The 18,144-nt window shown below is 55.5% G+C and carries 17 protein-coding genes; 14 read left to right on the forward strand and 3 right to left on the reverse strand.

Going from position 1 to position 18,144, the window contains the following annotated elements; all coding sequences use genetic code 11:
* Window positions 1–142: 142 nt before the first annotated feature.
* The 7 genes from astC (at window position 143) to ves (ending at window position 7,856) form a co-directional block, all read left to right on the forward strand.
* The gene (astC, locus tag PYW49_RS00710; protein ID WP_134349940.1) at window positions 143–1,363 is read left to right on the forward strand and encodes a succinylornithine/acetylornithine transaminase; all 1,221 of its coding nucleotides are present in this window, start codon (window positions 143–145) and stop codon (window positions 1,361–1,363) included.
* Window positions 1,360–2,394, forward strand: a complete 1,035-nt coding sequence (gene astA / locus PYW49_RS00715; protein WP_134349941.1) for an arginine N-succinyltransferase — start codon at window positions 1,360–1,362, stop codon at window positions 2,392–2,394. The genes astC and astA overlap by 4 nt, the downstream gene beginning before the upstream one ends.
* Complete coding sequence (gene astD / locus PYW49_RS00720) at window positions 2,391–3,878, forward strand: succinylglutamate-semialdehyde dehydrogenase (protein WP_320385344.1); 1,488 nt, start codon at window positions 2,391–2,393, stop codon at window positions 3,876–3,878. The genes astA and astD overlap by 4 nt, the downstream gene beginning before the upstream one ends.
* Window positions 3,865–5,190, forward strand: a complete 1,326-nt coding sequence (astB, locus tag PYW49_RS00725) for an N-succinylarginine dihydrolase (RefSeq protein ID WP_320385345.1) — start codon at window positions 3,865–3,867, stop codon at window positions 5,188–5,190. Before astD ends, astB begins: the two co-directional genes overlap by 14 nt.
* A gap of 9 nt (window positions 5,191–5,199) precedes the next feature.
* Entirely contained in the window at window positions 5,200–6,165 is a 966-nt protein-coding gene (gene astE, locus PYW49_RS00730) for a succinylglutamate desuccinylase (protein ID WP_320385346.1), read from the forward strand.
* Between the two features lie 338 nt (window positions 6,166–6,503).
* Entirely contained in the window at window positions 6,504–7,001 is a 498-nt protein-coding gene (gene spy / locus PYW49_RS00735) for an ATP-independent periplasmic protein-refolding chaperone Spy (RefSeq protein WP_134349945.1), read from the forward strand.
* A gap of 297 nt (window positions 7,002–7,298) precedes the next feature.
* Window positions 7,299–7,856, forward strand: coding sequence for an environmental stress-induced protein Ves (gene ves / locus PYW49_RS00740; protein WP_320385347.1), 558 nt, complete (start codon window positions 7,299–7,301; stop codon window positions 7,854–7,856).
* Here ves and cho read toward each other — a convergent pair.
* Window positions 7,834–8,712, reverse strand: coding sequence for an excinuclease Cho (gene cho / locus PYW49_RS00745; protein ID WP_320385348.1), 879 nt, complete (start codon window positions 8,710–8,712; stop codon window positions 7,834–7,836). The genes ves and cho overlap by 23 nt on opposite strands.
* Before the next feature lie 113 nt (window positions 8,713–8,825).
* Window positions 8,826–9,653 (reverse strand): ammonia-dependent NAD(+) synthetase, encoded by an 828-nt coding sequence (gene nadE, locus PYW49_RS00750; protein ID WP_134349948.1) that lies wholly within the window; start codon window positions 9,651–9,653, stop codon window positions 8,826–8,828.
* Window positions 9,654–9,874: 221 nt separating this feature from the next.
* On the opposite strand from nadE, the gene osmE reads away from it, so the two are divergent.
* The 7 genes from osmE to chbG all read left to right on the forward strand — a co-directional run bounded on the left by osmE (window position 9,875) and on the right by chbG (window position 15,726).
* Window positions 9,875–10,219 carry an osmotically-inducible lipoprotein OsmE gene (osmE, locus tag PYW49_RS00755; RefSeq protein ID WP_010430142.1) on the forward strand — a complete coding sequence of 115 codons (345 nt, stop codon included), beginning with the start codon at window positions 9,875–9,877 and terminating at the stop codon, window positions 10,217–10,219.
* A 280-nt stretch (window positions 10,220–10,499) separates the two neighbouring features.
* On the forward strand, window positions 10,500–10,817 hold the full coding sequence (chbB, locus tag PYW49_RS00760; protein ID WP_008500676.1) for a PTS N,N'-diacetylchitobiose transporter subunit IIB: 318 nt from the start codon (window positions 10,500–10,502) through the stop codon (window positions 10,815–10,817).
* 80 nt (window positions 10,818–10,897) lie between these two features.
* On the forward strand, window positions 10,898–12,256 hold the full coding sequence (chbC, locus tag PYW49_RS00765; protein WP_134349949.1) for a PTS N,N'-diacetylchitobiose transporter subunit IIC: 1,359 nt from the start codon (window positions 10,898–10,900) through the stop codon (window positions 12,254–12,256).
* A 47-nt stretch (window positions 12,257–12,303) separates the two neighbouring features.
* Complete coding sequence (chbA, locus tag PYW49_RS00770) at window positions 12,304–12,651, forward strand: PTS N,N'-diacetylchitobiose transporter subunit IIA (RefSeq protein ID WP_134349950.1); 348 nt, start codon at window positions 12,304–12,306, stop codon at window positions 12,649–12,651.
* Between the two features lie 29 nt (window positions 12,652–12,680).
* Window positions 12,681–13,499, forward strand: a complete 819-nt coding sequence (chbR, locus tag PYW49_RS00775; RefSeq protein ID WP_059310970.1) for a transcriptional regulator ChbR — start codon at window positions 12,681–12,683, stop codon at window positions 13,497–13,499.
* A gap of 110 nt (window positions 13,500–13,609) precedes the next feature.
* Window positions 13,610–14,965 (forward strand): 6-phospho-beta-glucosidase, encoded by a 1,356-nt coding sequence (locus tag PYW49_RS00780; protein WP_320385349.1) that lies wholly within the window; start codon window positions 13,610–13,612, stop codon window positions 14,963–14,965.
* A gap of 11 nt (window positions 14,966–14,976) precedes the next feature.
* Window positions 14,977–15,726 (forward strand): chitin disaccharide deacetylase, encoded by a 750-nt coding sequence (chbG, locus tag PYW49_RS00785; RefSeq protein WP_320385350.1) that lies wholly within the window; start codon window positions 14,977–14,979, stop codon window positions 15,724–15,726.
* Between the two features lie 89 nt (window positions 15,727–15,815).
* Here the strand turns inward: chbG and katE are convergent, their stop codons facing one another.
* Window positions 15,816–18,065 carry a catalase HPII gene (gene katE / locus PYW49_RS00790; protein WP_320385351.1) on the reverse strand — a complete coding sequence of 750 codons (2,250 nt, stop codon included), beginning with the start codon at window positions 18,063–18,065 and terminating at the stop codon, window positions 15,816–15,818.
* Window positions 18,066–18,144 lie beyond the last annotated feature (79 nt).

Genomic DNA, 18,144 nt, shown 5'->3' on the forward strand with positions numbered 1-18,144 from the left:
GTAACTCATTGATATTCTGATGCCCCAATCCGTTTATGCATTTTTATCGCTGGCTGGCACGAAGGCTGCAATCTACATTCACAGTGCAAACACTCAATTATTTAACATTCAAATAACCTTTTATTTACCGGATGAGGTCGCTATGTCTCTGTCAATTACGCGTGAAAATTTCGATGAATGGATGATGCCGGTTTACGCTCCGGCGGCTTTTATTCCGGTTCGTGGGGAAGGCTCGCGCCTGTGGGATCAGCAGGGTAAAGAGTATATCGACTTTGCAGGTGGGATTGCGGTGAATGCGCTGGGTCATGCACACCCGGCGCTGCGTCAGGCGCTGAACGACCAGGCGGCGAAGTTCTGGCATACCGGCAACGGCTTCACCAACGAGCCTGCGCTGCGTCTGGCCAAAAAGCTGATCGACGCGACGTTTGCTGAAAAAGTCTTTTTCTGTAACTCGGGGGCGGAAGCCAACGAAGCGGCGCTGAAGCTGGCGCGCAAATATGCGCACGATAAATTTGGTACCCACAAGAGCGGCATCGTGGCGTTTAAAAATGCGTTTCACGGGCGCACGCTCTTTACCGTCAGCGCGGGCGGCCAGCCTTCCTACTCGCAGGATTTCGCACCGCTGCCGCCGGATATTCGCCACGGCATCTATAACGATCTGCAGTCCGCCAGCGAGCTGATTAACGACACCACCTGCGCGGTGATCGTAGAGCCGATGCAGGGCGAGGGCGGCGTTCTACCGGCGCAAAAAGCCTTCCTGCAGGGGCTGCGCGAGCTGTGCGACCGTCACGACGCGGTATTGATTTTCGACGAAGTGCAGACCGGCGTGGGCCGCACCGGCGAGCTGTATGCCTATATGCATTACGGCGTCACGCCGGACGTTCTCTCTACCGCAAAAGCGTTGGGCGGTGGCTTCCCGATTGGGGCGATGCTGACCACCGATAAATTCGCCAGCGTGATGACCGTGGGCACCCATGGCACCACCTACGGCGGCAACCCGCTGGCAACCGCCGTTGCCGGACAGGTTCTCGACATCATTAACACGCCTGAGGTGTTGAAAGGCGTTAAACAACGTCACGACTGGTTCGTTGAACGCCTGAATGCCATCAACAGCAAAACGGGGATGTTTAAAGAAATTCGCGGGCTGGGGCTGTTAATTGGCTGTGAACTCACCTCTGAGTTTGCTGGAAAAGCTAAACTTATTTCACAGGAAGCGGCAAAAATGGGCGTGATGGTACTGATTGCCGGTGCCAACGTGGTGCGTTTTGCTCCTGCGCTGATTGTCAGCGAGGAAGAGGTGCAAACCGGTCTGGATCGTTTTGCGCTGGCGTGTGAACAGGTGAAGTCCGGGGTGTCATCATGATGGTCATCCGTCCCGTTGAGCGCGGCGATATCGCCGGGCTCATGCAGCTTGCCGGTAAGACGGGAGGCGGGCTGACCTCGCTTCCTGCCGATGAAAAAACGCTGTCGGCGCGCATTGAGCGCGCCCTGCAAACCTGGCAGGGGACGTTGCCAAAAAGCGAACAGGGGTATGTGTTCGTGCTGGAAGACACCGACACGGGGACCGTGGCCGGGATCTGCGCCATTGAAGTGGCCGTTGGGCTTAACGACCCGTGGTACAACTACCGCGTCGGCACCATGGTTCATGCCTCGAAAGAACTGAACGTCTATAACGCGCTGCCTACGCTGTTTCTCTGTAACGACCACACGGGCGCCAGCGAGCTCTGCACGCTGTTCCTCGACCCGGCGTGGCGCAAAGAGGGCAACGGCTATCTGCTCTCCAAATCGCGCTTTATGTTTATGGCTGCCTTCCGCGATCGCTTTAACGAAAAAGTGGTCGCAGAGATGCGCGGCGTGATCGACGACACCGGATACTCACCGTTCTGGGAGAGCCTGGGCGAGCGCTTCTTCTCAATGGAGTTCAGCCGGGCGGACTACCTGTGCGGTACCGGTCAGAAAGCGTTTATCGCGGAGCTGATGCCAAAGCATCCTATCTATACCCATTTCTTAACGCCGGAAGCGCAGGCGGTGATCGGCGAAGTTCATCCGCAAACCGCGCCTGCCCGCGCGGTGCTGGAGAAAGAGGGCTTCCGCTACCGTAACTATGTCGACATCTTTGACGGTGGGCCGACGCTTGAATGCGATATCGACCGCGTACGCGCAATCCGTAAAAGCCGGCTGGTTGAGGTCTCTGAAGGCCAGCCCGCGCCGGGTGACTGGCCGGCATGCCTGGTGTCGAACGAAAATTACACCAACTTCCGCGCCATGCTGGTGCGGACCAACCCGAAATGTGAACGTCTGGTGCTGACGGCTGCGGAGCTGGATGCCCTGAAATGTAACGCCGGCGATAAGGTTCGCCTGGTGCGTCTCTGCCCTGAGGAGAAAACAGCATGACATTATGGATTAACGGTGACTGGGTCACGGGCGAAGGCGAACAGCGCGTAAAGACCAATCCGGTAGGAAAAGAGGTGCTCTGGAAGGGGAACGACGCCAGCGCCGCGCAGGTTGAACAGGCCTGTCATGCCGCTCGCCGCGCGTTTCCGGCGTGGGCAAAACAGCCCTTCGCCGTGCGCCAGGCGATGGTTGAAAAATTTGCCGGGCTGCTGGAAGCGAACAAAGCCGAACTGACGCGCATCATCGCGTCAGAAACCAGCAAGCCGCGCTGGGAAGCGGCAACGGAAGTGACGGCGATGATCAATAAAATCGCCATTTCGGTGAAGGCGTACCACACCCGCACCGGCGAACAGCACACCGACATGCCGGACGGCGCGGCCACGCTGCGCCACCGCCCGCACGGCGTACTGGCGGTGTTTGGTCCGTACAACTTCCCGGGGCATCTGCCGAATGGCCATATTGTGCCCGCGCTGCTGGCGGGCAATACCGTTATTTTCAAACCGAGTGAGTTAACGCCCTTCACCGGCGAGGCGGTGGTTAGGCTGTGGGAACAGGCTGGCCTGCCGCCGGGCGTGCTGAATCTGGTGCAGGGTGGTCGTGAAACCGGTCAGGCGCTGAGCGCGCTGAGCGATATCGACGGTCTGTTGTTCACCGGCAGCGCCGGTACGGGCTATCACTTGCATCGCCAGCTGGCGGGACAGCCGGAGAAAATTCTGGCGCTGGAGATGGGCGGCAATAACCCGCTGATTGTGGAAGACCCTGATGATATCGACGCTGCGGTGCACCTGACGATTCAGTCCGCCTTTATTACCGCCGGACAGCGCTGCACCTGCGCCCGCCGTTTGCTGGTGAAGCGGGGCGCGCAGGGGGATGCTTTCCTGAAACGTCTGGTCGAGGTGAGCGCGCGTCTGGTGCCAGCCGCGTGGGATGCCGACCCGCAGCCGTTTATCGGTGGGCTGGTTTCCGAGCAGGCCGCGCTGAACGTGCTGAAGGCCTGGCAGGACCACGTCGCGCGCGGCGCGAAAACCTTACTCGAGCCGAAGCAGGTTCAGCCGGGTACCTCGCTGCTGACGCCGGGCATCGTTGAAATGAGCGGGGCGAGCAACGTGCCGGATGAAGAGGTCTTTGGCCCGCTGCTGTGCGTCTGGCGCTACGACGATTTTGATGCGGCCATTGCAATGGCCAATAACACCCGCTACGGCCTGTCGAGCGGGCTGATTTCGCCGCATCGCGAGAAGTTTGAACAACTGCTGCTGGAAGCGCGCGCCGGGATTGTGAACTGGAATAAACCGCTTACGGGTGCGGCGAGTACCGCGCCATTCGGCGGCGTGGGCGCGTCGGGCAACCATCGCGCCAGCGCGTGGTATGCCGCGGATTACTGTGCATGGCCGATGGCGAGCCTGGAAACCCCGGCGCTGACGCTGCCGGAAACGCTCAACCCGGGGCTGGATTTTACCGGAGGGGATCGTCATGAAAGCGCGTGAAGTTAACTTTGACGGGCTGGTGGGGCTGACGCACCACTATGCCGGTCTCTCCTTTGGTAATGAAGCCTCGACGAAGCACCGCTTTCAGGTCTCAAACCCGAAGCTGGCGGCGAAGCAGGGGCTGCTAAAAATGAAAGCGCTGGCGGATGCCGGTTTCCCGCAGGCGGTTATTCCGCCGCAGGAACGCCCGAACGTGGCGGTGTTACGCCAGCTCGGCTTCACCGGCAGCGATGAGCAGGTGGTCGAAAAAGCGGGTACGCAGACGCCGCACCTGCTCTCTGCGGCAAGCTCCGCCTCCTCGATGTGGGTCGCAAACGCCGCGACCGTCGCACCGTCAGCCGATACCCTGGATGGCAAAGTCCATCTGACGGTGGCGAACCTGAATAACAAATTCCACCGCGCCACCGAAGCGGAAACCACCGAGCGCGTGCTGCGCGCCATTTTCAAGCATGACGCCCATTTTGAGGTGCATCAGGCCCTGCCGCAGGTGGCGATGTTTGGCGACGAAGGCGCCGCCAACCATAACCGTCTGGGGGGCGATTACGGCGATCCTGGCGTGCAGCTGTTTATCTACGGGCGCGAGGAGGGTGGTCATTCCGCCCCTGTTCGCTATCCCGCGCGCCAGACGCTGGCGGCCAGCCAGGCGGTCGCCCGCCTGAACCAGGTTAATCCTTCACAGGTAATTTTTGCCCAGCAGAACCCGCAGGTGATCGACCAGGGCGTGTTCCATAACGACGTGATTGCCGTCTCTAACCGCCAGGTGCTGTTCTGCCACGAGCAGGCGTTTGCCCATCAGGAGACGCTGCTTGCCACGCTGCGTGAACGCGTGCCTGGATTTATGCCGATTCAGGTACCAACGCAGGCGGTCAGCGTGCAGGATGCGGTCGAAACGTATCTGTTCAATAGCCAGTTGCTGAGCCGCGATGACGGCAGCATGATGCTGGTCCTGCCGCAAGAGTCCCGGGATCATAACGGAGTGTGGCGATACCTGACGGAGCTGGTGAAGGCCGATAACCCGATTGACGAGCTGCGCGTGTTTGACCTGCGTGAAAGCATGGCCAACGGCGGTGGTCCAGCCTGTTTACGCCTGCGCGTGGTATTAACCCAGGACGAAATGCAGGCGGTGAACCCGGCGGTCATGATGAACGATACGCTCTTTACGCGGCTGAATGACTGGGTCGAACGCTACTATCGCGACCGGCTAACGCAGGCTGACCTGGTCGACCCGCAGCTGCTGCGAGAAGGGCGCGAGGCGCTGGACGCGTTAACATCAATCCTGCAGTTGGGATCGGTTTATCCGTTCCAGCGCTAAGGAGTGGGTATGGAAAATTTACTGGCACTGACCCTGGCCGATGAAACGCCGGAACAGAGTGAGGGGGAGGGCCCCTCATTCCGCTGGCGTTGGCTGGGGCGCGGGGTGCTTGAGCTGACGCCGGGTGCAAAAAGTGAGCTGTCGCTGCTGCTTTCAACGGGCATCCACGGGAATGAAACGGCGCCCGTTGAGATTGTTGACCTGCTGCTGCGCGCGCTGTATCGCGGAGAGATTGCGCTTACGTGCCGCGTGCTGGTGGTGCTCGGGAATCCGCCTGCGCTGGCGCAAAACAAACGGTATCTGGTGAGTGACATTAACCGCATGTTCGGCGGGCGCTGGTCGCAGTTCCCGCAGAGTGACGAAACGGCGCGGGCACAGTGGCTGGAGAACGTCGTGACCGCGTTTTTTGCGGCTGCGGGACCCGCGCGCTGGCATCTTGATCTGCATACCGCCATTCGCGCGTCTTACCATGTCCGCTTTGGCGTTCTGCCGCAGCGCAATCAGCCGTGGGATGAAGCATTCCTGAGCTGGCTGGGTGACGCGGGGCTGGAGGCGCTGGTATTTCATCAGTCGCCGGGCGGAACGTTTACCCACTTTACCTGTGAAAACTTCGGCGCGCTGGCCTGTACGCTGGAGCTGGGAAAAGCACTGCCGTTCGGCCAGAACGATCTGTCCCGCTTTGCGCCAACGCACCTTGCCCTTCGGGCGCTGCTGGGCGGGACGGTTCCCGAGCACGCGCATCAGCCCGTTGAGCGGTATCGGGTCGTGCAGCAGATCACGCGCCGCAGCGATGCCTTCCTGCTTCATATGGCCGCGCACACCCTGAACTTCACGCCGTTTCGCAAAGGGGCGCTGCTGGCTGAAGATGGCGAAGAGCGTTACGAGGTACAAAAAACAACCGAGTATGTTTTATTCCCGAATCCCACCGTGGCGTTTGGCCTGCGAGCCGGACTGATGCTGGAAAAAATATCCTGAACGTTTCCCCTCTTGTCATCCGGGAGGGGAAATACAACCTCTTTTCTTAACGTTTAAAGCGCTCACCCTTCTTTTGCGGAATATTCCTGGTGAATTGCTTTATTATTAATCTTCACTTCGCTATACTTCTGCTTAATTTCTTTAAAATCATCGTATTGAATATTTTTTGTTGCAACTCTCCACGCTTTATCCTTATTTCCTCCACATTTGGCGAAAATTTGTTTTTTACACTTTCATTGTTTTACCGTTGCTCTGACTAATTGACGATAAACCCCGTAAAGTTAATCTCGTCAACACGGCATAGCGCCGAAGAATAACTGAAAGAAAGGAAATAAATTATGCGTAAGTTTACTGCACTGTTTGTTGCTTCTACCCTGGCTCTGGGCGCTACTAGCATGGCGTTCGCCGCAGATACCGCGACCACTACCGCTGCTGCGCCTGCTGAAGGCAAAATGATGATGCATCATAAAGGCAAGCCGGGTATGCACAACGAGATGATGATGTTTAAGGATCTCAACCTGACGGATGCGCAGAAGCAGCAGATCCGCGACATCAAGAAAAGCGAACGCGACCAGATGAAACGTCCTCCTCTTGAAGAGCGTCGTGCGATGCATGACATCATCGCCAGCGACAGCTTCGATAAGGCGAAAGCCGAAGCGCAGATCGACAAAATGGCCGAGCAGCACAAAGCCCGCATGCTGGCTCATATGGAAACCCAGAATAAGATCTACAACATTCTGACGCCGGAACAGAAAAAACAATTTAATGCGAATTTTGAGAAGCGTCTGACAGAACGTCCGGCGATGGAAGGTAAAATGCCAGCACCAACCGAATAATCGGTTCACTCTCTTAAGACCGCCGGGATCCTGTCCACAAAAGCGCAACCGCTGTGGACAGGACCGGCGGTTTTTCTTTCCTGCCCTCTTGTCTGCCGCCACCAGCGCGGTATTCTCCTGTAGTCGCTTCAGAGAATGTTTGTAGAGTCATGGCGTTAGAATTTTTATTAACGTTCTGCTAAGGCCTGTCCGCTCTGCTGCCGATACTGTGTCTGTGAATACCCAACGATAACAAACAAGACAGCAACGATAGCGATATCCTTGCCCTGGCACGGGTTGTGCCATTCAGGAGTGGTGATGGAGTTCTTTGATATCCGTAAGATGCCGGTCAGCCTCTGGCGCAATGGTGCTGGCGAAACGCGTGAGATTTGTTGTTTCCCTCCCGCGACGCGCGATTTTCACTGGCGTGCCAGTATCGCGACTATCGCCAGCAACGGCGAATTCTCCTCTTTCCCCGGCGTCGATCGGGTGATTACCTTGCTGGAAGGAGGGGAGGTGACGCTCGATGCCGGTCAGGCGTTCTTTCATATCCTCAAGCACCATCAGCCCTACAGTTTTGCCGGCGACCTGCCGGTAAAGGCGCTGCTTTCGGATGGAAAGATGGCGATGGACTTCAACATTATGACCCGTCGCGACTGCTGTCAGGCGAAGGTGCGCGTTGCCGACCGTACCTTTACCACCTTTGGAACACGCGGGGGCGTGGTCTTCGTGTTAAGCGGTGCATGGCAGTTGGGCGATAAATTGCTGACAGCCGATCAGGGTGCCAGCTGGGAGGAGGGGACCCATACTCTGCGTCTGCTGGAGCCTCAGGGTACCCTGCTGTTCAGCGAAATCATGTGGCTGCCAGGTCATTGAGCACAATGACCTCAAACTTACCGGCTAAAACGGGTTTACAGAGAATTTTGTAGCCATCGTGGTCAAACCCGACGGGCGTGCGCAACAAGGTTGCCGCGTCGTTGATGTCGTCGACGGCGCCCAGCCAGAACCAGTTGTTGACAATGTGATACTGGGTCATCGCTTCACCCACTTCTTTTAGCGCGACGGCATTTTCCCACGGCCAGCAGTTAACGCTGATGGTCGCCAGGCCTGCGAGGAGCCGGGCGTGATGCGCCTCAACGCTCTCTTTCCCACAGCAGGCGCCCGCACAGCGCTTCAGCGCGGATCGGAAACAGGCGCGCCCGCGGGTGGTTGCCTCCAGACCCAAAAGGCTGTAGCAAAGCTGTAGATCGTCCGCCAGCGTTTGCAGCGCCTGGAGTGCGGCACGTTTATTGGCGAACAGCCCATAGAGATTCGGGGCATGAGAAAAATCGACGTCGCGCGCGTAGACAACCTGCGGTTTGCCGGCGGTTATCTGCAGGGAGCAGAGCTGACGATTGCGGCGCAGGCGCTTATTGAACAACGGTTGTTGTTCTTTGATTAACCGCGCTTCCAGTAATAACGCGCCCATTTCTCCCGCCGTCTGGAACCAGGTAATACGTCGCGACTGGCGCAGCATGGCGGCTTCATCCGGCGTACGCAGATGGGATAACACCCGGCTTCGAATATTGACGCTTTTGCCGATATAGAGCGGCAGAGTGTCGCTTTCACCGTGAAAGATGTACACGCCCGGCAGTTTAGGCAGTGCTTCAAGCCAGGGGCGAAGGTGCTCGGGATATTCGTAGATAGCCGCCGCTTCAAACTCAAGACGCGGGGCGGATTGACGCCTGCTCACATACCACTCCATATACTGTTCAGGTATACAGTGTAGCAGGTGTGTGGTGGTTAAAAAAGAGCCGGGTGGCGCTGCGCTTACCCGGCCTACGAAACGGGGTTGCCGTTTTGCGTTTATTTTTTCCAGAAATCGTCAAACACCGTAATCGGAGGGCGACGTTTGTGTTCGGTTTTCAGATACCAGCTTTCGATGATTTTCGCGGTACCGTCATCCAGTTTTTTACCTTCCAGATAATCATCAATGTTGTCATAGGTGACGCCAAGGGCCGCTTCATCCGGCAGGGAAGGACGATCGTCCTCCAGATCCGCTGTCGGTGCTTTCTTATAGAGATGCTCAGGGCAGCCCAGCGCGGCAAGCAGCTGCTTACCCTGACGCTTGTTCAGGCGGAAGATCGGGTTAATGTCGGTGCCGCCGTCGCCGTATTTGGTGAAGAAACCGGTGATCGCTTCTGCCGCATGGTCGGTGCCTACGACGACACCTTTGGTCATCCCGGCGATGCTGTACTGCGCTTTCATGCGCTCGCGGGCTTTCTCGTTGCCGCGAACAAAATCGCTTAGCTCAATACCCGCTTCGCGCAGCGCCTGCTCGCTTGCCAGCACCGATCCTTTAATATTGACGGTGAGCACGCGGTCAGGCTGGATAAAGGCAATGGCGTCCTGGCAATCCTGCTCGTCGGCCTGTACGCCATAAGGAAGACGTACAGCGATAAACTGCAGCGTCTCATCGCCCGTCTCGTCGCGCAGCTCTGAAATCGCCATCTGGCAGAGCTTGCCGGTCAGCGTCGAATCCTGGCCGCCGCTGATGCCCAGCACCAAAGATTTCAGGAAAGAGTTCGTTTTTAAATACGATTTTAAAAAATCCACGCTGCGGCGGATCTCTTCATTTGCATCTACCGCGGGCTTCGCGCCCAGCGCCTGGATAATCTCTTGTTGCAGAGCCATCACGCCCCCCATAAACAGAATGTGTTAACTGTTAAAACTAACCCTTTGGGCGAGAAACGACAAGGATCACAGTTTCGAGTGCGTTAATTTGCGCCGATTTAGCAGGTTATCGTTGTTTTATTAGAATTTTCCGAAATTCGTCTGGCACAATTCACAAAGTTGAACAATAGTACTTTTTATCCCATGCTTAGATAACACGCTGATAAACAAGAGGACGGAATATGAACAAGAACGTAGCAGGAATTCTTAGCGCAGCGGCGGTACTGACTATGCTGGCAGGGTGTACGGCTTACGATCGCACCAAGGATCAGTTTACGCAGCCCGTAGTGAAAGACGTCAAAAAAGGGATGACCCGTTCGCAGGTGGCTGCGATTGCCGGTAAACCTTCTTCTGAAGTGACCATGATTCATGCGAAAGGGACCTGCCAGACCTATATCCTGGGTCAACGTGATGGTAAGGCAGAAACCTACTTTGTCGCCCTGGATGATACCGGTCATGTTATTAACTCCGGCTATCAGACCTGTGCTGAATACGATACCGATCCGCAGGCACCTAAGGCGCAGTAACGCTGCTTACCTGAGAATGTTAACAAACCGGCCCATGGGCCGGTTTTTTATGCATACGTAAATCTTATTTCTTTGCGCGAATTATTTGCCCGAAATGTGAAGGGAGTCAACAAGCCAGGTCAATGAGAGACAATTTGAGTCTATCCAGAATTATCCCCTGTCTGTACCATTGCGTATACTCACTCCAACGACAAACAACAGTACGCAAGCTACCTGTCTGCCGGGACAGCGAGTCGAGTGATAGCGCGATGGCAGGTAGTCATACAAGAGGGAAATTACGATGGAAAAGAAACATATCTACCTGTTCTGCTCAGCGGGCATGTCAACCTCACTGCTGGTGTCAAAGATGCGTGCGCAGGCTGAAAAGTATGAAGTCCCTGTGGTGATTGAAGCGTTTCCAGAGACGCTGGCGGGCGAAAAAGGCCAGACCGCCGACGTTGTTTTACTGGGACCGCAAATTGCCTATATGTTGCCCGAAATACAACGACTGTTACCCAATAAACCGGTCGAGGTGATCGACTCGGGGCTGTACGGCAAGATTGATGGTTTAGGTGTACTGAAAGCTGCTGTGGCAGCAATTAAAAAAGCTGCTAATTAATTTTTATTTTTCCCGTCAAAGAGTAATTTCACACACAATTACGCCGTAACCTCTGTTGCGGCATTTAAGGGTATTTTCCTATGAGTAAAGTCATCGCTTCACTTGAAAAGGTACTCCTTCCTTTTGCTGTTAAAATAGGAAAGCAGCCTCACGTTAATGCCATCAAAAACGGCTTTATTAAATTAATGCCGTTGACGCTGGCCGGGGCCATGTTCGTTTTAATTAACAACGTTTTTCTGAGCTTTGGTGAAGGTTCCTTCTTTTATTCATTAGGAATTCGGTTAGACGCGTCCACTATTGAAACCCTTAACGGTTTAAAAGCCATCGGCGGCAACGTCTATAACGGTACGTTGGGGATTATGTCGCTGATGGCGCCTTTCTTTATTGGGATGGCGCTGGCAGAAGAGCGGAAAGTGGATCCACTTGCCGCCGGGTTATTATCCGTTGCCGCCTTTATGACCGTAACCCCTTACAGCGTCGGTGAAGCCTATGCCGTTGGTGCCAACTGGCTGGGCGGGGCTAACATCATCTCCGGTATTGTTATCGGTCTGGTGGTGGCGGAGATGTTCACCTTTATTATCCGTCGCAACTGGGTTATCAGCCTGCCGGATAGCGTACCGGCATCTGTATCTCGTTCATTTTCCGCGTTGATTCCAGGCTTCATTATCCTCTCCATTATGGGGATTATTGCCTGGGCGCTTTCTCACTGGGGCACGAACTTCCACCAGATCATCATGGATTCTATCTCTACGCCGCTGGCGTCGATGGGTGGCGTGGTTGGTTGGGCGTATGTGATTTTCACTTCTCTGCTGTGGTTCTTCGGCGTGCATGGTTCACTGGCTCTGGCCGCGCTGGACAGCGGGATTATGACCCCATGGGCACTGGAAAACGTTGCGCTTTACCAGCAGTACGGCTCCGTTGACGCGGCGTTGGCAGCGGGTAAAACCTTCCATGTGTGGGCGAAGCCGATGCTTGACTCCTATATCTTCCTGGGTGGTACCGGGGCGACCTTGGGTCTGATCATCGCGGTCTTTATTGTCTCTCGTCGCGCTGATTACCGTCAGGTCGCGAAACTGGCGCTGCCATCAGGCATCTTCCAGATTAACGAACCGATTCTGTTCGGTCTGCCAATCATCATGAACCCGGTGATGTTCATTCCGTTCATCCTGATTCAGCCGCTGCTGGCCGCTATTACCCTGACGGCGTATTACATGGGCATCATTCCGCCAGTCACCAACATTGCACCGTGGACCATGCCGGCGGGTCTGGGCGCCTTCTTCAACACCAACGGTAGCGTTGCAGCCTTCCTGCTGGCGATATTCAACCTCGGGATTGCAACCCTGCTCTACATGCCGTTTGTGGCGATTGCGAACAAAGCCGCCACCATAATCGATGAAGAAGAGAGCGAAGAGGATATTGCCCTCTCATTGAAATTCTAAGATTGACCGGCGCGGGGCAACTCGCGCCAGCCACAAGGAGCTTAAAGATGTTAGATTTGGATAGTATCGTTGCAGAAGAAACCGCAGAGAACGATCTCGAAGAAGTGGTGATGGGTCTTATCATCAACTCCGGGCAGGCCCGCAGCCTGGCGTATGCCGCACTCAAGCAGGCCAAGCAGGGGGATTTCGCCGCCGCGAAAACCATGATGGACCAGTCCCGTATGGCGCTGAATGAAGCGCACCTGGTGCAGACAAAGCTGATTGAAGGTGACCAGGGCGAAGGGAAGATGAAGGTCAGCCTGGTGCTGGTTCACGCGCAGGACCACCTGATGACGTCGATGCTGGCGCGTGAGCTGGTGGCGGAGCTAATCGAGCTTCACGAGAAGATGCAGTAAGTCAGGCTGAGTGGCAGGAGGTCAGCACGATGGAAATTAAAACCGCACTTGAGCAGCAGCTGTTTAATGGCAAGAATTTTCACGTGGTTATCTACAACAAGACGGAAAGCGCCAGTGGTCTGCACCAGCATGACTACTACGAGTTCACGATTGTTCTGACCGGTCGCTACTACCAGGAGATCAACGGCAAGCGCGTTCTGCTTGAGCGAGGGGATTTTGTCTTCCTGCCGATGGGATCCCATCACCAGAGCTTTTACGAATTTGGTGCGACCCGCATTCTGAACGTGGGCGTCAGCAGACGCTTCTTTGAGAAGCACTATCTGCCGCTGGTGCCGTTCTGTTTTGTGGCGTCCCAGGTCTATCGGGTCAAAAACGAGTTCATGACCTGGATTGAAACGGTTATTGCCTCGCTTAACTTCCGCGACAATGAATTTGATGAGTTTATTGAAACGGTCACCTTCTACGTGATGAACCGACTGCGTCATCATCGTGAAGAGCAGCAGGTGACGGATGATATCCCGCAATGGCTGCGCAGCACCGTTGAACTGATGCACGATAAGGGTCAGTTCAGCGAAAACGCGCTGGAAAATATGGTCTCTCTGTCGGGGAAATCCCAGGAATATCTGACCCGTGCGACGCAGCGTTATTATCGTAAAACGCCCGTGCAGATTATTAATGAAATCCGCATTAACTTTGCCAAAAAACAGCTGGAAATTACCAACTATTCTGTCACCGATATTGCTTATGAGTCCGGTTACAGTAGCCCCAGCCTGTTTATAAAAACCTTTAAGAAATTTACCTCATTCACACCAAACAGTTACCGGAAAAATTTGACGGTAATTAATTAGTACCTGGCGAGTTCATTCGCCACAAATATTGCCTTGATTGCTTGCCCAAATAGCGGGAAGAGTCCGCTATACCTTGCAGGCGATTAACCTGATACACGAAGGGAGATGTTATGCAAAAGAAATTAAAAGTCGTGACCATTGGTGGCGGCAGCAGCTATACCCCGGAATTACTGGAAGGTTTCCTGAAACGTTATCATGAATTACCGGTCAGCGAATTATGGCTGGTTGACGTTGAGGAAGGTCAGGAAAAACTGAATATCATTTTCGACCTGTGCAAACGAATGGTTGAAAAAGCCGGTGTACCCTTGACCGTGCATAAGACGCTCGATCGTCGCCAGGCATTAAAAGACGCTGACTTTGTGACCACCCAGCTGCGCGTGGGCCAGCTCAAAGCGCGTGAACTGGACGAACGCATTCCCCTGAGCCACGGTTATCTGGGGCAGGAAACCAACGGCGCGGGCGGCTTGTTTAAAGGTCTGCGCACCATTCCGGTCATTTTCGACATCGTCAAAGATGTGCAGGAGGTCTGCCCGAGCGCGTGGGTGATTAACTTTACCAACCCGGCCGGGATGGTGACCGAGGCGGTTTATCGCCACACCGGGTTCAAACGGTTTATCGGCGTCTGTAATATTCCGATTGGCATGAAGATGTTCATTCGTGACGTACTGGAACTGACCGACAGCGACGATCTCTCCATCGATCTGTTCGGCCTGAACCACATGGTGTTTATTAAAGACGTTATCGTGAACGGAAAATCGCGTTTTGCCGAACTGCTCGACGGTGTGGCTTCCGGCCGCCTGACTGCCGCATCGGTGAAAAATATCTTCGACCTGCCGTTCAGCGAAGGGTTGATCCGCTCCCTGAATCTGCTGCCATGCTCTTATCTGCTCTACTACTTCAAGCAGAAAGAGATGCTGGCTATCGAAATGGGCGAGTACTATAAAGGCGGAGCGCGTGCACAAATAGTACAGAAAGTTGAGAAACAGCTGTTTGATTTGTATAAAGATCCGAACCTGAACGTCAAACCGAAAGAACTTGAGCAGCGCGGCGGGGCCTACTACTCCGATGCCGCATGTGAAGTCATCAACGCCATTTACAATGACAAGCAGGCGGAGCACTACGTTAACGTGCCGCATCACGGTTACATCGACAACATCCCGGCTGACTGGGCCGTTGAGATGACCTGCATCCTGGGGCGCGATGGCGCAAAACCCCATCCGCGCATCACCCATTTTGATGATAAGGTCATGGGTCTTATTCACACCATCAAAGGCTTTGAAGTGGCTGCCAGCAACGCGGCGCTAAGCGGTGAACTCAATGACGTGCTGCTGGCGCTGAACCTTAGCCCGCTGGTGCATTCTGACCGCGATGCGGAGCAGCTGGCCAGGGAGATGATTCTGGCGCATGAAAAATGGTTGCCGAACTTTGCCGCCACGATCGAGAAGCTGAAGTTCAAACAGCACTGAGAGGATGCACAATGGAAAACCTGCTGATCGTTAATGCCGATGACTTTGGCCTCTCGAAAGGCCAAAACTACGGCATTATTGAAGCCTGTCGCCGGGGGGTTGTGACCTCTACAACGGCTTTGGTTAATGGTGAAGCGGTTGAACACGCGGCGCAGCTGAGCCGCGAAGTGCCAGCGCTGGGCGTCGGCATACATTTTGTGCTGACGCTCGGGATGCCGCTTTCGCCGATGCCTGGCCTGACCCGCGAAGGACATCTGGGCAAGTGGATTTGGGAACTGGCGGAGCAGGGCGCTCTGCCGCTTGATGAGATTACCCGCGAGCTGGAGTGTCAGTTCAACCGCTTTGTTGACGTGTTTGGTCAGGCACCGACGCACATCGACAGCCATCACCACGTGCATATGATCCCGGCGATTTTCCCGATTGTCGCGGCGTTTGCTCAGCGCAAAGGCGTGGCGATGCGTGTGGATCGCGAGATACGCGGGTTGCCGGAGTGCGCGGTGACAACCACAGCGGGGTTCAGCAGCGCGTTTTATGGCGATGAAATCGACGAAGCGCTGTTCCTGAAGGTGCTGGATGATTCCGCCGCCCGTGGTGAAACGTCGGTGGAAGTGATGGCGCATCCTGCCTTTGTGGATAATACCGTGCGTAAGAGCGCCTACTGCTGGCCGCGTCTGGCGGAGCTGGATGTGCTGACGTCGGCCTCGCTGAAATACGCGATTGCCGAGCGTGGGTATCGGTTGGGGACTTTCGGGGATCTTTAAGACAAAGCCCGGTGGCGGCTTCGCCTTACCGGGCCTACAAAACCAGTCGAAATGTAGGCCGGGTAAGCGCAAGCGCCACCCGGCTTTTTTCACGCTGGGATCTGGTCAATCTTACTGCTGCGCGACCAGACGCGGTGTGCGGCGAGCAAATCAAACAGCTTCGTCATAAACGCATTATCAACGTTATCTCCTTCGACAATGCCGTCCTCACCTTGTTCGGCCACCTTCAGCTGCGCTTTAAACTGTCGCGCATCGCCGGACAGCGCGATCGGCTTAAGGTGCTTATAGGCTTCCAGCAGGTAATAAACGGCGTCACCGTTGTTCAGCAGGCTGGCAATATCCCCGCACGGCACAATCACCGCATCAACGGTCAGCGACGGCGCACCGGCAAAGGTCGCTGCCACCGGCAGCACGGAGCCGTCATCGGCGGTCACTTCACCCATGCGCGAATAGAGCAGTTTGGCGTGCACGCCCTGGGTTTTCAGCGCCTGCATGATCCCCAGCACGTCGCTGGCGCGGGTTTTGTCGTTCAGCAGGATGGCGACTACGCGGCCCTTAATCGAGCCACCCGGCACCGCATACAGGCTCAGCGACGGATCTTTCTTCACGCCGTTAACCTCTTTTGGCGGAGCCAGGTTGCGCTGTTCATCGGTCAGCGTAATACCCAGGTTATCCGCCACGCTCTGGGCAAGCTGAATATCAATATGCGCTAGCTGATCGACCACGCGCTCGCGGATGTATGTGCGTACCACTTTGCTAAGCTCAAAGCTGAAGCCGCCGATAATGTGCTGCTGCTCAATCGGCGTCTGGCTGTTCCAGAACAGGCGCGGGTGGGCGTAATACTCGCCGAATGACGGGCTGCGTTCGCGAATTTTGTTGCCATCGATACGCTCCTGATACGACTCGAATCCACCGCGTTTTGGTCCGGGAGGGGTTTCACGCGGCCAGTTATCGTTGATGGAGTTCGGTTCATAGTTGGCCGGGTTGGTATCAATATCCTGACGGTGCATCCCGTCACGCTGGAAATTGTGGTACGGGCAGGTTGGCCGGTTAATCGGAATTTCGTGGAAGTTCGGCCCGCCAAGACGACTGATCTGCGTATCGGTATACGAGAACAAACGTCCCTGTAAGAGTGGGTCGTTGGTGAAATCCAGCCCCGGCACGATATGCCCCGGGTGGAACGCGGCCTGCTCGTTTTCGGCAAAGAAATTATCCGGGTTGCGGTTGAGCACCATTTTACCCACCAGTTGAACCGGCACCAGCTCTTCCGGGATCAGCTTCGTCGGGTCCAGAAGATCGAAATCGAACTTAAATTCGTCCTCTTCCGGAATGAGCTGCAGGCCCAGTTCATACTCCGGGAAGTCACCTGCTTCAATGGATTCCCACAGCTCGCGGCGATGGAAGTCCGGATCGCGCCCGGTCAGCTTCTGCGCCTCATCCCATACCAGGGAGGCTTTACCCGCAACGGGCTTCCAGTGGAAACGGACAAACGTGGCTTTTCCCTCGGCGTTGATCAGACGGAAGGTATGAATACCAAATCCCTCCATCGTACGATAACTGCGCGGAATGCCCCGGTCTGACATCGCCCACATCACGTTGTGCAAGGTTTCAGGCTGCAGGGAGACATAGTCCCAGAAGGTGTCGTGCGCACTTTGTCCCTGCGGTATGGCCCAGTGGGGCTCCGGTTTTACCGCATGGACAAAGTCAGGAAATTTATGCGCATCCTGAATGAAAAACACCGGGGTGTTGTTGCCTACCAGATCGAAAATACCTTCTTCGGTATAAAACTTGGTGGCAAAGCCGCGGATATCGCGCACCGTGTCTGCTGAACCCGCGCCACCCTGCACGGTGGAGAAACGCACGAACACCGGGGTGATTTTATCCGGGTCGGAGAGGAAATCCGCTTTAGTGATCGCTTTCAGGCTCTTGTATGGCTGGAAGTAGCCGTGCGCAGCGGAACCGCGCGCATGGACGATGCGTTCCGGTATCCGTTCGTGATCAAAATGGGTGATTTTTTCCCGCAGGATAAAGTCTTCCAGCAGGGTTGGCCCACGCGTCCCCGCCCGCAGGGAGTTCTGATCATCTGCGATGCGTACGCCCTGATTGGTGGTGAGCGCAAAACCTTCGCCGCCTTTACGGTGCGGCTCAAGGGATTTCAGCTTCTCGTTCCCGGTGTCCGGGGATTTCATACTTCCCGGTGCGGTAGGCTGTTCGCCAGGGGCGGAAGGGCCAGGGGAGGGGCGGTGAGAGCCGTCTGAAGGGGCGAGAGAGTCCATGCCCGGTTGAGATTCTTCAGTGCCATGAATGGGTGATTGATGTGTTTTATCTTTGTTCGACATTGCACGATTCTCCTTGATTCATTGCTAAAAACCCTATTAAGGATAGAACAATGTCGCGAGATGGCTCGCGAACTAAGAG

The organism is Enterobacter chinensis (assembly GCF_034008295.1).
Lineage (GTDB): Bacteria > Pseudomonadota > Gammaproteobacteria > Enterobacterales > Enterobacteriaceae > Enterobacter > Enterobacter chinensis.